Annotated in this window: 13 protein-coding genes; 10 read left to right on the top strand and 3 right to left on the bottom strand. The window is 73.7% G+C overall.

Annotated elements, in window-relative coordinates:
* Window positions 1–13 precede the first annotated feature (13 nt).
* From FB470_RS21220 to FB470_RS21190, 7 genes are all read left to right on the top strand, one after another.
* Entirely contained in the window at window positions 14–742 is a 729-nt protein-coding gene (locus FB470_RS21220; protein WP_306994088.1) for a TVP38/TMEM64 family protein, read from the top strand.
* A gap of 19 nt (window positions 743–761) precedes the next feature.
* Entirely contained in the window at window positions 762–2309 is a 1548-nt protein-coding gene (locus tag FB470_RS21215) for a serine/threonine-protein kinase (RefSeq protein ID WP_306999410.1), read from the top strand.
* Window positions 2310–2323: 14 nt separating this feature from the next.
* Window positions 2324–2614 carry a hypothetical protein gene (locus FB470_RS21210; RefSeq protein ID WP_306994086.1) on the top strand — a complete coding sequence of 97 codons (291 nt, stop codon included), beginning with the start codon at window positions 2324–2326 and terminating at the stop codon, window positions 2612–2614.
* A gap of 22 nt (window positions 2615–2636) precedes the next feature.
* Window positions 2637–3059, top strand: a complete 423-nt coding sequence (gene msrB / locus FB470_RS21205; RefSeq protein WP_306999408.1) for a peptide-methionine (R)-S-oxide reductase MsrB — start codon at window positions 2637–2639, stop codon at window positions 3057–3059.
* A gap of 146 nt (window positions 3060–3205) precedes the next feature.
* Window positions 3206–4114, top strand: a complete 909-nt coding sequence (locus tag FB470_RS21200; protein WP_306994084.1) for a TIGR04222 domain-containing membrane protein — start codon at window positions 3206–3208, stop codon at window positions 4112–4114.
* Entirely contained in the window at window positions 4098–4904 is an 807-nt protein-coding gene (locus FB470_RS21195) for an MbnB/TglH/ChrH family RiPP precursor modification enzyme (RefSeq protein WP_306994082.1), read from the top strand. The genes FB470_RS21200 and FB470_RS21195 overlap by 17 nt, the downstream gene beginning before the upstream one ends.
* A complete protein-coding gene (locus FB470_RS21190; RefSeq protein ID WP_306994080.1) occupies window positions 4901–5230 on the top strand; it encodes a hypothetical protein in 330 nt (109 codons plus the stop codon). The genes FB470_RS21195 and FB470_RS21190 overlap by 4 nt, the downstream gene beginning before the upstream one ends.
* A gap of 56 nt (window positions 5231–5286) precedes the next feature.
* Here the strand turns inward: FB470_RS21190 and hemQ are convergent, their stop codons facing one another.
* Genes hemQ through hemE form a run of 3 tightly spaced genes read right to left on the bottom strand, consistent with a single transcriptional unit; the run spans window position 5287 to window position 8459 of the window.
* The gene (gene hemQ / locus FB470_RS21185; RefSeq protein ID WP_306994078.1) at window positions 5287–5979 is read right to left on the bottom strand and encodes a hydrogen peroxide-dependent heme synthase; all 693 of its coding nucleotides are present in this window, start codon (window positions 5977–5979) and stop codon (window positions 5287–5289) included.
* A 33-nt stretch (window positions 5980–6012) separates the two neighbouring features.
* Complete coding sequence (gene hemG, locus FB470_RS21180; protein ID WP_306994077.1) at window positions 6013–7380, bottom strand: protoporphyrinogen oxidase; 1368 nt, start codon at window positions 7378–7380, stop codon at window positions 6013–6015.
* A complete protein-coding gene (gene hemE, locus FB470_RS21175) occupies window positions 7380–8459 on the bottom strand; it encodes a uroporphyrinogen decarboxylase (protein WP_306994075.1) in 1080 nt (359 codons plus the stop codon). The genes hemG and hemE overlap by 1 nt, the downstream gene beginning before the upstream one ends.
* Before the next feature lie 87 nt (window positions 8460–8546).
* Here hemE and FB470_RS21170 point away from each other — a divergent pair, with 87 nt between their 5' ends.
* From FB470_RS21170 to FB470_RS21160, 3 genes are all read left to right on the top strand, one after another.
* Complete coding sequence (locus FB470_RS21170) at window positions 8547–9110, top strand: DUF3000 domain-containing protein (RefSeq protein ID WP_306994073.1); 564 nt, start codon at window positions 8547–8549, stop codon at window positions 9108–9110.
* Window positions 9111–9713: 603 nt separating this feature from the next.
* Entirely contained in the window at window positions 9714–10367 is a 654-nt protein-coding gene (locus tag FB470_RS21165; protein WP_017983672.1) for a response regulator, read from the top strand.
* A gap of 87 nt (window positions 10368–10454) precedes the next feature.
* Window positions 10455–11678 carry a ribonuclease D gene (locus FB470_RS21160; RefSeq protein WP_306994070.1) on the top strand — a complete coding sequence of 408 codons (1224 nt, stop codon included), beginning with the start codon at window positions 10455–10457 and terminating at the stop codon, window positions 11676–11678.
* The last annotated feature ends 1213 nt before the right edge of the window (window positions 11679–12891 follow it).

The following is a 12891-nucleotide window of genomic DNA, read 5'->3' as shown; positions in this document are numbered from 1 at the left end:
TACCGTGGACGTCGTGCCCCGCCGCGTCAAACTGGTCCTCGCGCTCGTCCTGCTCGCCGGGGCGGTGGTGGCGGCGTTCACACTTCCCGTGCCCACCCCCGCGGAGCTGCGCACCTGGGCGGCCGGCGCGGGCGCGGTCACCGCGCTGGTGTTCCTGGCCGCCTATTCGGTACTCACCGTCGCCCCCGTCCCCCGCACCGTGTTCAACCTCGCGGCGGGACTGCTGCTCGGCGACGCCCTCGGCATCGTGGTGGCGATCACCGCGACCGCGATCTCCGGCGCGCTCGGGTTCGGGCTGGCGCGGTGGGTCGGGCGCGACCTCGTGTCCCGCCACCTGGAACGGAAAGTGGTCCGCGCGGTCGACGAACGCCTCGCCGACGGTGGCGTGCTCGCGGTCGCGTCGCTGCGGCTGATCCCGCTGGTTCCCTTCGCACCACTGGGATACTGCTGCGGGATCCTGTCCGTGCGGTTCCGCCCGTACCTGGCCGGGACCGTCCTCGGCAGCGTGCCCGGCACGATCGCGGTCGTGGTGCTGGGCGACGCGCTCACCGGCAGCACCCCGCCCGCACTGCTGGTCTGCTACGGTGCCTTCGCCATCGCCGGGGCCGTTGGCCTGGCCCGAATCGCCCGCGGGACAGCTTGCGTCGGGCGCACGAAGCAGCCCGCTACACTCGACCCGGTGCGCGAGGAGATCGTTCGCGCTGAGCCAGGCCAGCACATGCGGAGAGTTTCCGAGGAGTAGTCCCATCGACACCGGTCAGCTGATCGCAGGGCACTATCGCCTCGTTGAGCACATCGGCAGCGGCGCCATGGGCGTCGTGTGGCGCGCGGTCGACGAGCGCCTCGAGCGTTCGGTGGCGGTGAAGCAGATCCTCGCCCAGCCGGGCATGTCCGAGACCGAGCGCAACAACATGCGCCAGCGGGCGATGCGCGAGGCGAAGAACGCGGCCCGGTTCCAGCACCCCAACGCCATCGTCGTGTTCGACATCGCCGAGCACGGCGGCGATCCGTGCCTGGTGATGGAGTACCTGCCGTCGAAGAGCCTGTCGGCGGTGATCGCCGAGCAGGGCACGCTGCCGCTGGCCGAGGTCGCCCGCATCGGTCACCAGGTCGCTTCCGCGCTCGTGGTCGCGCACCGCGCCGGGATCGTGCACCGCGACATCAAGCCGGCGAACATCCTGATCGACGAGAACGGCACGGCGAAGATCACGGACTTCGGCATCTCCCGCGCGGCGGGCGACCTCACGCTCACCCAGACCGGCCTGATCGGCGGCACCCCCGCCTACCTCGCGCCCGAGCTGGCGCGGGGCTCGGACCCGGCGCCGGCCTCCGACGTCTTCTCCCTCGGCGCGACGCTCTACCACGCGCTGGAGGGCCAGCCGCCCTACGGCAACAGCTCCAACCAGCTCGCCCTGCTCTACACGGCGGCGAACGGCCAGGTCGTGCCGCCGCGGCAGTCCGGCAAGGCGACCGCGCTGCTGATGAGCCTGCTGCGGGTCGAGCCGGAGGAGCGACCGACCATGCTCGAGGCGCGTGACCGGCTGGCCGCGCTCGCCAACGGCGAAAAGGACGTCAAGGCCGGCACGATGGTGTCGCCGCCGCTGTTCTCCGCGGGTCGTCAGCCCGCCGCGGTGCCCGTCGAGCCCGCGCCGCCGGCCGAGCGGCCGCCGTGGCAGCGCACGGGCGCCGCCGCCACCGCCGCTCCCCCGGCTCCGCCGCAGCGCAGCCCGCGCAACCCGACCGCGGCGTTCATCCCGCCGCCGAAGCCGGCGCAGGCCGCGCAGCCGTCCCCGCTCAAGCGCAAGGGTGTGCTGATCGGGTCGGCGGTGGCCGTGGTCGCCGTGCTCGTGGTGGTGCTCATCGTGGCGCTGAACGGCGGCGACTCGGCGAAGGAGGGCGGGACCCAGGCCAACGCGGGCGGCAACACCCCCGCTCCCACGTCGGCGCCGTCGAGCCCGTCCAGCAGCGCGCCGCCGGCCGCTCTGGGCAAGACGGCCAACACCGGATCGGTCAACTTCGGCCAGGCCGGGCAGGTCGTGAAGGGGTACCTGGACGGCAAGGGATCGGCCGCGGCGTGGGCGCTGCTCACGCCCGCCGCGCAGTCGTTGTTCGGCAGCCAGCAGGCGTTCCAGCAGTACTGGAGCGAGCACCAGATCGAGCAGTACAACTCGATCCTCGCGGACAAGGGCCTCAACGCCGACGGCTCGGCCGACATGTACGTCACCATCGCGGGGGTCGGCCGGGTCTCGTGGCGGGTCGTCAACACCGAACAGGGCATGCGCATCGACGCCGACACCCGCATCGGCTGACCTACCCTGGTGGCATGACCGAGAGCGGGCGGAACCCGCGCTTCGACGACGACCTGGTCGGCCTCGATCCGGACGATCCGGAGGCCCAGGCGTTCGCCCGGCACCTGGACCGGATGCAGCGGTGCGAGCCGGGGTTCACGGTCGAAGGAACATTGCACAACGTGGAGGAGTTCGCCGACTCCAGCGCCCGCGTCGGCGGCCTGCGGTGGTGGGTCGCGGCGACCATCGTGGTGCTGCTGGTGCTGGGCGTGATCGTCGCCTCGTGGGACATCGTGGTCCGGGCCCTGCAGTGGCTCGCCGAGTAGCCTGAATCCCATGAAACCTCGCATGGAACCCGTGGTGGGAGCCACTCCGAAGGTGGTCAAGCCGGACCAGGAGTGGCGCGAGCAGCTCTCCCCCGAGGAGTACGCGGTGCTGCGCCAGGCGGCGACCGAGCGGCCGTTCACCGGCGAGTACACCGACACCAAGACCACCGGCGTCTACGAGTGCCGGGCATGCGGCGCGGAGCTCTTCCGCAGCGACACGAAGTTCGAAAGCCACTGCGGCTGGCCGTCGTTCTTCGACCCGGCCGACTCCGATGCCGTGCTGCTGCGCGAGGACCGGTCGCTGGGCATGGTGCGCACCGAGGTGCTGTGCGCGACCTGCCACAGCCACCTGGGGCACCTGTTCGAGGGCGAGGGCTACCCCACCCCGACCGACCAGCGGTACTGCATCAACTCGATCGCCCTGCGCCTGGTCCCGGCCGAGTAGCGGGGTCGGCGCGCCCGGCGTCGGCGGGAGCGTGACGACCGTGCCGCTGCTGCGCCGCCGTCCGGCGCCTCCGTCCCCGTGAGCGGGAACCGGCGGCCGTCGCGGGTCGTCTCACCGCACAACGGGCTGATGCGGAGGTGCCGGCGTTGGGGGTCGAAGCGACGGTCATGGACGCCGGCGGGTCCGGGTACTGGGGGCTTCCGCTGCCGGCGTTCCTCGTGATCTACGCCGGGCTGGTGCTGCTCCCGATCCTGGTGCGCCTGGCCGGCCCGATGCTGCTGAAGGGACGTGCGGGCGTGCCGCACCGGACGCCCGGCCCGGCCGAGCTGGGGTTCCTGGCCGGCGGCCCGATGCGCGCGACCGACGCCGCACTGGCTGACCTGCTGGAACGCCAGCAGGTCCGGGTGAGCTACGCGGGACGGCTCACCACGACCGGCGATCGTCCCCCGGCCGACGAGCTGGGCGCGGCGGTGTGGTCGAGCGTGCACCACGAACGCGGCGCGGCGACGCTGCACACCGTGCGGGCGGCCGTGCGCCGTGGCGGCGTGCTCGACGTCGCGCGCGACCGGCTCGCGGAGGCCGGGCTCCTGGTCGAGCAGGGCGCGCTGAAGAACGTCCGGCGGTTGGCCGCGGTCCTCATGGTCGCCGTCGCGATCGTGGCGTTCACGAGCTTCCCCGGCCCCGGTTTCGTGCTGGCCCTGGCGCCCGCCGTGATCCTGTGGGCGGTCACCGGCCGCCCGGACGGCCGCCCGCCCCGCACGAGGACCGGCGACCAGATCGTCCGGTCGGCGTCGGGCACGAGTGCGGCCCAGGCGGTGGCGCTGGGCGGCCTGACCCGGTACCCCGATCGGGAGATCGCCGAGGCGCTGCGCGCGGCGCCCGCCCCGCGGCCGCAGAAGTCGCGCGGGTGGGCCGGGGCGTCGGGTTGCTCGTCGGGCGGTGCCTCCTCGTGCGGGTCGTCGAGCAGCTGCGGCAGCTCGTGCGGGGGGAATTCGTGCGGCGGCGGCAGCTCGTGCGGTGGCGGCGGCGGGTGCGGAGGTGGCGGTGGCGACTGACCGGCTGGGCGTGGGGATCGGGTGGCGCCCCGAGATCGACCTGTCCATCGCCCGCATGCCGGGCGTGGAGTGGGTCGAGGTGATCGCGGAGAACCTGCACCCCGGGCACCTGCCGGCCGCTCTGACCGAGCTGCGCGCACGGGGCCTGCCGGTGCTGCCGCACGCGGTGTCGCTCTCGCTCGGCGGGGCCGAACCGCTGGACACGCGGCGGGTCGAGCACCTCGCGGCAGTGGCCGACGAGCTGGACGCGCCGGTCGCCAGCGACCACGTCTGTTTCGTGCGCGCGGGCGGTCTCGACGCCGGGCACCTGGTGCCGCTCCCCCGCACCCGGGAGGCGCTCGACGTGCTGGCCGGGAACGTGCGGCTGGCGCAGTCGATCATCGGGCGGCCGTTCGCGCTGGAGAACATCGCCGCGCTGCTGGAGTGGCCGGACGCGGAGATGGACGAGGCCGCGTTCCTGCGCGAGCTGACCGAGCGGACCGGCTGCCTGCTGATCGTGGACGTGGCGAACCTGTATGCGAACGCGCGCAACCTGGGCACGGACCCGGCGGCCTTCCTCGACGAGGTGCCGCTGGAGCGTCTGGCGTACGTGCACGTCGCGGGCGGGGTCGAGGTGGACGGGATCTACCACGACACGCACACGCATCCGGTGCAGCCGGAGGTGCTGGACCTGCTCACCGAACTGCGGCGCCGCGCCGAGCCGCCGGGCGCCCTGCTGGAACGGGACGGCGCCTACCCGCCCGACGACGAACTGGCCGCCGAGCTCGCCGCGATCCGGGGCCGGTTGTGAGCCGCGCGGAGCTGGCCGCCCGCCAGGCCGCGTTGCTGCGCGCCCTGCTGGCCGGCGAGCAGGCCCCCACCGGTTTCGACCCCGCGCGCGTGGCCGCCGAAGTCCGCGCCCTGCGCGCCAAACGCGGCTCCGTCGTCGCCGACCTGCGTCCGGACCTGCCCCAGGCGCTCGGCGAGCGGTTCCGTCCCCTCTTCGACGCCTACGCGGCGGCCACGCCGCGCACGGACGGCGTCGGCTACCGCCAGGACGCCGCGAACTTCGCCACCTGGCTCACCGAGCGCGGCGAACTGCCCCGGCCACGCCGGAGGTTCCGCCTCAGCCGGTGAGGCAGCGCTGCCGGGTCGCGCCACAGGCCCGGGAGGCGGTGGCAGCGGCCCGGCCCCTACGGCAGGTTGGCGATCAGCTCGGCCGGCGGAACCCGCGTCCCGGTGTAGAACGGGGTCTCCTCGCGCACGTGCCGGCGCGCCTCGGTAGCGCGCAGGTGGCGCATCAGGTCGACGATGCGGTGCAGCTCGTCCGCCTCGAAGGCGAGGATCCACTCGTAGTCGCCCAGCGCGAACGACGCCACGGTGTTGGCCCGGACGTCCGGGTAGTCGCGGGCCTCCTTGCCGTGGTCGGCGAGCATCTTGCGGCGCTCGGCGTCCGGCAGCAGGTACCACTCGTAGGACCGCACGAACGGGTACACGCAGATGTACTTGCGCGCCTCTTCACCGGCCAGGAAGGCGGGGATGTGGCTGCGGTTGAACTCGGCGGGCCGGTGCAGCGCGAACTGGCTCCACACCGGCGTCGACACGCGGCCCAGCGGGGTGCGGCGGAACCCGGTGTAGGCGGCCTGCACCTGCTCGGCGGTCTCGGCGTGCCACCAGATCATGAAGTCGGCGTCGGCCCGCAGCCCGGCGACGTCGTACACGCCGCGCACCACGACCCCCTTGCCCTCGAGGGCGTCGAGGTAGTCGGTGGTCTCCGCCGCGGCCTGCCCGCGGTCCTCCGGGAGCCGCCCGGGCTCGACCCGGAACACCGACCAGGCGGTGTAGCGGATGGTGTCGTTGAGCTCCTGATAGTTCAGCCGCGCCATGTCCCCATCTTCGCACTGCGGGGAAACGGGCTGCTAGGGAACCAGGTGTGAGGTGATGCGCGCCGCTGCCGCGGTGGCCGTCGCGATGCACGCGGGCACCCCGACACCGTGCAGCGCGGCCCCGGCCAGCGCCAGCCCCGGCACCTCCGCGACGGCCCGCTCGGCCCGGTCGACGAGGTCGAGGTGCCCCGGCCCGTACTGCGGCAGCCCGCCGCCCCAACGGGTCACGACCACGTCGATGGGCTCGGCGGTGATGCCGGTCAGGTCGGCCAGATCCGCGCGCACCAGGCGGACCAGGTCCTCGTCGTCGCGGTGCAGCGCGCCGGGTTCACCGAACCGCCCGACAGAACCGCGCACCAGCACCGGGCCGGTGTCCAGGTGGGCCCACTTGCGGGAGGAGAAGGTGAAGGCCTTGGCCGCGAACGGCTCGCCGTCGGACCGCCGCTCGCGCGCGCCGATCAGCACCCCGGACGCGTCCGGCAGTTCCGTGCCCGGCGGCAGCGCCATCGCCACAACCGCCATCGACGCCAGCTCGACCTCGCCGAGCGCGGCGGACGCGGCCGGGACGACGTCGCCCAGCAGCCTGCGGGCCGCCGGGGCGGGCACAGCGAGCAGCACCGCGTCGACGTCGACGGCCTCGGTGCCGGCCTCCAGCTGCCACCCGGTCTCGCGGCGTCGCAGCGCGGTGACCGGCTGCCCGAGGCGCACGTCCGGTTTGGCCTGCTCGACGAGGGTGTCGACGAGGGTGCCCAGTCCGCCGGGCAGGGTGCCGAACACCGGCGCGGTGCTGGGCTCGGCGGGGATGAGCCCGGCCGCGGCCGCCGTGAGCGAGGTCGCGCCGCGGTCCAGCGCGGCGGCCAGGGCGGGCACGGTGGCGCGCAGGCCGAGACCGTCGGCGCCGCCCGCGTAGACGCCGCCGAGCAGCGGGTCGACCAGCCGGTCCACCAGCTCGTCGCCGAAGCGCTCGCGCAGCAGCGCGCCCAGCGCGACGTCGTCGTCCAGGGTCACCGGGGGCAGGTCCGCTTCGGCCGCGACCCGGGCACGGGCGCCGGGTGAGAGCACGTCCGCGACGGCGTCCGGCGAACCCGGGATGCCCATGAGGGTGCCGCCGGGCAACGGGGTCAGGCGCCCACCGGCTCGCACGGTCGAGCGCGCGCCGGTGGGGTGCACCAGGCCGAGCCCGAGGTCGGCGGCCAGCGCGGCCCCTTCCGGCCGGCGGGCGAGGAACGCCTCGGCGCCCACGTCGTAGCGCACGCCCGCGACCTCCGCGGTGCGCAGCTTGCCGCCGAGGGTGTCGCCCGCCTCGAAGAGCGTGATCGTCGCGCCGTCGCCGAGCGCCGCCCGCAGGCGGTACGCCGCGACCGCGCCCGAGACGCCCCCGCCGACGACCGCGACGTGCATCAGGGCTCCAGACTGTGGACGAGCTCGACGACGCGGGTCAGCACGCCGGGATCGGTGCCCGGCAGCACGCCGTGACCGAGGTTGAAGATGTGCCCGGCGGCGGCACGGCCCTCCGCGGCGATGCGCCGCACCTCGGCCTCGACCACCGGCCAGGACGCGTGCAGCAGCGCCGGGTCGAGGTTGCCCTGCACCACCGGCGCGGGCTCGCCCCGGGCGGTGAGCCGCCGCACGGCCTCGTCGAGCGGGACGCGCCAGTCGACACCGACGACGTCCGCACCGGCGTCGCGCATGGCGGGCAGGATCTCACCGGTGCCGACGCCGAAGTGGATCCGTGGCACGTCCAGGTCCGCGACCGCGTCCAGCACCCGCGCCGAGTGCGGCAGCACGAACTCGCGGTACTCGCGCAGCGTCAGCGCGCCGGCCCAGGAGTCGAACAGCTGCACCGCGTCGGCCCCGGCCTCGACCTGCCCGCGCAGGAAGGTCGCCGCGATCCCGGCGAGCCGCGCGGCGAGGTCGTGCCACACCGCCGGGTCGGAGTGCATGAGGGCCTTGGTGCGCTCGTAGGTGCGGCTCGGGCCACCCTCGATGAGGTAGGAGGCGAGCGTGAACGGCGCTCCCGTGAATCCGATCAACGGCGTCTCGCCGAGCCGCTCGACCAGCAGCCGGGCGCCGTCCAGCACCGGCTCGATCCGCGCCGGGTCCAGCTCGGGCACGCGGCCGACCGCGGCGGCGTCGCGCACCGGATCGGCCACCACGGGGCCGGTACCGGGCACGAGGTCGACGTCGATCCCCGCGGCGACCAGCGGCACCACGATGTCGGAGAAGAAGATGGCGGCGTCCACCCCGTGACGGCGGACCGGCTGCAGCGTGATCTCGGAGATCATCTCCGCGTCGAAGCACGCCGTCAGCATCGGCACGCCCTCGCGCAGCGCGCGGTACTCGGGCAGCGACCGGCCGGCCTGGCGCATGAACCAGACGGGCAGCCGCGACGGACGGCGGCCGCGGGCGGCGGCCAGGAACGGGGACCCGGCGAGGTCCCGGCGGGCCGTTCGCGGCCGCGACTGCGCAGTAGTGGACATCGCCAACCATGGTGCCACGCGCCGCCGACCGGCCTTCCCTCGGCGCGTCTGCCGCCCGGCACCCGGTACCCGTCCTACAGTCGGGCTGTGACCGCGATGACGCATGCGCCCGAGATGTTCCGTGAAGCTGTCGCGGCGTTGCAGGCCGTCCGGCCCCGGCCGGAGATGACCCTCGAGCCGATCCGCGCGCCGCAGCGGCTGGCGCCCTGGTCCTACGCGCTCAGCTGTGACGCGACCGGCCCCGCGGACGTGACGGCCACCGGCCGGTTCGTGCTGCTGCACGACCCGGAGGGTCAGGAGGCCTGGCACGGGGTCCTGCGGGTGGTCGTCTACGTGCGGGCGGAGATCGATCGCGAACTGGCCAGCGACCCGTTCCTGCCCGCGGTCGGCTGGTCGTGGCTGACCGACGCACTGGAGAACTCCGGCGCGCCGTTCGCGGCGCTGGGCGGCACGGTCACCGAAACCTCGTCGGCGCGCTTCGGCGACATCAGCGGGCCGGCCCGCACCGACGACCTGGAGCTGCGGGCGTCCTGGACGCCCGCGGACGCGAACCTGCACCCGCACGGCGAGGCGTTCTGCCAGCTGATGTCGAGCGTGGCGGGGCTGCCGCCGGTCGGGGTGTCGATGTTCGGGCACCGGCACAGCGGCTGAGCGGCGCCGCACCGCTTCCGCGGAGCATGGGACACCGCCAACGCGCGGGGTGTGACGCAGACCTCACCGCGACGGCCGGACCCGGCCGGTTAGAGTCACTCACGCGAGTGTCGGCCGGTTCGGCGCTCTCGCCGCGGACACCCTCCGGAGTCCGGCTCCGGCCGCATACGCTGCGCGAAGAGAGCATTTCCCTCGTTCTGATGACGGCACTACGCCGAGCGGCTGCCGTCGAAAATGACCGCGGGTGAGCAGATGCACGGCCGGTATGCACGCGCAGCGGCTCAGCCCCAAAAAGGGGTTATCGCTGGCTTTCCGCGATGCGTTAGCCACGCGGCGTGTATTAGTCCGATCGTGCTACACGGACGCCAGCTAGTAACTACCCGATCGGGATAGATACCCGTTCGATCCCCCCGCGAAGGGCGATCGGCGGCTAGAGCGCCCTTCGACGACACCACTTTCGGTCTAGAGCTGGCGCGGCTGATCGGCCGAAAGTACCCGGTGCCGGTCGGGGGGCACGACCGACTCCAGGGAGGTAGTGACGTGGCTGCCGTCGGCTTATCGCAGGCCGTCAGATCCACGCCAGCCGGTGCTTTGCCGGCGAGCATGGTTCCGCATCCGCGGGAAGAGCTGTTTTCCGTGCTGGTGGTCGACGACCACCCGCTGCTGAGGGAGGCGATTGCCGCACGACTCGCACAGATGGGTGCGGGCACCGTACACGAGGCTGCCTCGGTAGCCGAGGCGAGGGCGCGGGCGACCGCGACGGGTCCGTGCGACCTGGCCATCCTCGACCTCGGACTGCCGGACGGGAGCGGGATCGACCTGGTCACGGAGCTCCGTAGCCAGGGCTGGCCCCGCATCGTGGTGCTCGCCTCGTCCGACGACCCGTACGCCGTGCGCTCGGCCTTCCAGGCCGGTGCCCAGGCGTACCTGCTCAAGTCGGCCTCGCCCATGGTGGTGACCGACGGGGTGCGCCGGGTGCTGGACGGTGGAGTGTACGCGGACCCGAGTGTTGCCCCGGTCCTCGCGACCGGCACCCGGGTTCCGGGCACCGACAACACGCCGCGGGAGCTGTCCGCGCGCGAGGTGGAGGTGCTGCAGCTGGTCGCCGACGGCCAGTCCAACAAGGAGATCGGCGAGGAGCTCAGCCTCTCGGCGCTCACCGTCAAGTCGCACCTGTCCCGGATCGGGCGCAAGCTCGGCACCGGTGACCGGGCGCAGATGGTGGCGCTGGCGATGCGGGCCGGTGTCATTCGCTGATCGGACGAAAAGGATCCCGACGGACGGGCGTACCGGTGACGGTGCGCCCGTCCCGTAGGGTTGACCGACGTGGAAACCGCAGATCAAGTGCCTGATGCCAGCGAACCGGCTGTCCCGGTCACGCTCAAGGAGCCGGCCGACGGGACGCCGGACGTCGTGGCGGACGAACCGGCGCTGGCGCGCGCCTGCGAACGGCTCGCCGCGGGCACGGGTGCGATCGCGGTGGACACCGAGCGCGCGTCCGGCTACCGCTACTGGCCCAAGGCCTACCTGGTGCAGTTGCGCCGCGAGGGCTCCGGAACGGTCCTGGTGGACCCGATCGCCCTCGCGGGCAGGCTCGGGCCGTTGCAGGACGTGCTGAACGGGCAGGAGTGGGTGCTGCACGCCGCTTCGCAGGACCTGCCGTGCCTGGCGGAGCTGGATCTGCACCCCGGGAGCCTGTTCGACACCGAGCTGGCCGGGCGGCTGGCGGGGTACGAGCGGGTCGCACTGGGCACGCTCGTCGAGCGGTTGCTCGGGTACCACCTGGAGAAGGGGCACAGCGCGGCCGACTGGTCGAAGCGGCCCCTGCCGGTGGACTGGCTGAACTACGCGGCGTTGGACGTGGAGCTGCTGATCCCGTTGCGGGAGAAGCTCGAGGCCGAGCTGGACGCCCAGGGCAAGCTGGACTGGGCGAAGCAGGAGTTCGAGGCGGTCCGGACGGCCCCCCAGCCCGCCCCCCGCGCCGAACCGTGGCGCCGCACTTCCGGGATTCACAAGGTGCGCACCGCCCGCGGCCTCGCGGCGGTGCGGGCGCTGTGGGAGGCCCGTGACGAGCTGGCCCGCAAGCGCGACCGCGCGCCCAGCCGGGTGCTGCCGGACAGCGCGATCGTCAACGCGGTCCTGGCCGAGCCGAAAACCGTGGCGGAGCTGCAGGCGCTGCCCGTGTTCGGCGGACGCGTGCAGCGCCGGTACACCGGGAGCTGGTTCCGGCACCTCCAGGCCGCGCGGCAGCTGCCGCGGGACCAGCTGCCCAACCCCGCGCAGCCCAACGACGGCCCTCCCCCGGCGAACCGGTGGGCCGACAAGGACCCCGACGCGGCAGCCCGCCTCGCCGCGGCGCGGGCCGGCCTGGCGAGGATCGCGGAGCACCACCAGCTGCCCGTGGAGAACCTGCTGCTGCCGGACCTGTTGCGCCGCACCTGCTGGCGGCCGCCGGAGGACCGGAGCCTGGAAGGCGTGTCCGCGGCGCTGGCCGCGGGCGGTGCGCGGCCGTGGCAGATCGAGCTGACCGCGCCGGTGCTGATGGAGGCACTCCAGGCCACCGCCTGAGCACGGCGCGGACCGGGTGAGGCGCGGTGGCCCGGTGGGGCGGGAGTCTCAGCCGGAGCGGTCGGAGCACGCCGCCCCCGCCCAGCCCGACCCGGAAGCCGCCATACAAGGCGACCGGGGACCTCACCAGACCTCGCGGCAGCCGGCAACGCACGGCGAGGTGCGACCTCGCCAGACCCCCAGGCGGCCGGCCACGCCGGGTGACACGCGACCTTCCCAGACTTCCCGGCGGCCGGCAACGCGAGGCGGGCCCACAAGAGTTCCCGCCGCCCGGCAAGGCGAGGCGCGGGCGCACAAGACTTCCCGCCGCCCAGCGACGCACGGCGAGGCACGACCTCACCAGACCTCCCCCGCACCCCCAGGCGGCCGGCAACGCGAGGCGGACCCACCAGGCTTCCCAGCGCCCGGCAACCCCAGGCGACGGGGGACCTCCGCAAACCTCCCGGCAGCCCGGCAACGCCAGGCGAGGTGCGACCTCCCCGCACCCCCAGGCGGCCGGCGACGCGAGGCGACACACAGCCTCCCCAGACCTCCCGGCGGCCGGCAACGCCAAGCGAGGTGCGAACTCCCCTGACCTCCCCGCACCCCTCCCGGCAGCCCGGCAACGCCAGGCGAGGTGCGACGTCACCAGACCTCCCCCGCCCCCGATCCCCAGCCCGCCTTTGGTCGCCGATCAGGCGTGTCAAGGTACTCTTTCCCGCCTTGACACGCCTGCTCGGCGACCGAAAACACTCCACCCGGAGGGGGCGGGGGAGGTCGGCACCCCAGGCGACCACCCAGCGCCGCAGGCGCCCCTGGCCGAAGGCCAGAGAAAAAGATCAAAAGAATGTCCTCGCCGGACGGGCAGGCTCCGGGATGACCGGGGAGCGTTGTCGGCTCGCCTTGGGTAGGTGGTCGCTGGGTGGTCATCCCGTCGCCTGCATCGAGGCCTATCACTGTGAGCCAGGCCCGCAAGCTTGGCATGTCATCTCGCGCGGGTGCCGGGGGTGCGGGCCTGGCTCACAGTGATCTGACGGCCTCAGGCGACGGGATGACCACCCAGCTCTCTTTAGGGCAGGGCGCTTCCGCGCGCACACGAAAAGGTGGCGTCGCCCACCAGGCGGGTTACCCGCCGGTAACAAGGGCTAGAGTGCGGTCAGTACTGCCGGGTAACCGGCCGTCCCAGAACTGACAGAGGAGCACATCGTGGCCGCAACCCCCCTTGCGCCGACCG

This window comes from Amycolatopsis thermophila (assembly GCF_030814215.1).
GTDB lineage: Bacteria > Actinomycetota > Actinomycetes > Mycobacteriales > Pseudonocardiaceae > Amycolatopsis_E > Amycolatopsis_E thermophila.
The sequence above is the reverse complement of the archived record's forward strand: the minus strand, read 5'-3'. Positions and strand labels throughout refer to the sequence as shown.

Coding starts and splice junctions, on each gene's coding strand:
- hemG (WP_306994077.1), bottom strand. CDS start 7,380: ATGCACGTCGCGGTCGTCGGCGGGGGCGTCTCGGGCGCGGTCGCGGCG.
- msrB (WP_306999408.1), top strand. CDS start 2,637: ATGGAACCCGTGGTGGGAGCCACTCCGAAGGTGGTCAAGCCGGACCAG.
- FB470_RS21165 (WP_017983672.1), top strand. CDS start 9,714: ATGGTTCCGCATCCGCGGGAAGAGCTGTTTTCCGTGCTGGTGGTCGAC.
- hemQ (WP_306994078.1), bottom strand. CDS start 5,979: ATGGCGCGGCTGAACTATCAGGAGCTCAACGACACCATCCGCTACACC.
- FB470_RS21210 (WP_306994086.1), top strand. CDS start 2,324: ATGACCGAGAGCGGGCGGAACCCGCGCTTCGACGACGACCTGGTCGGC.
- hemE (WP_306994075.1), bottom strand. CDS start 8,459: ATGTCCACTACTGCGCAGTCGCGGCCGCGAACGGCCCGCCGGGACCTC.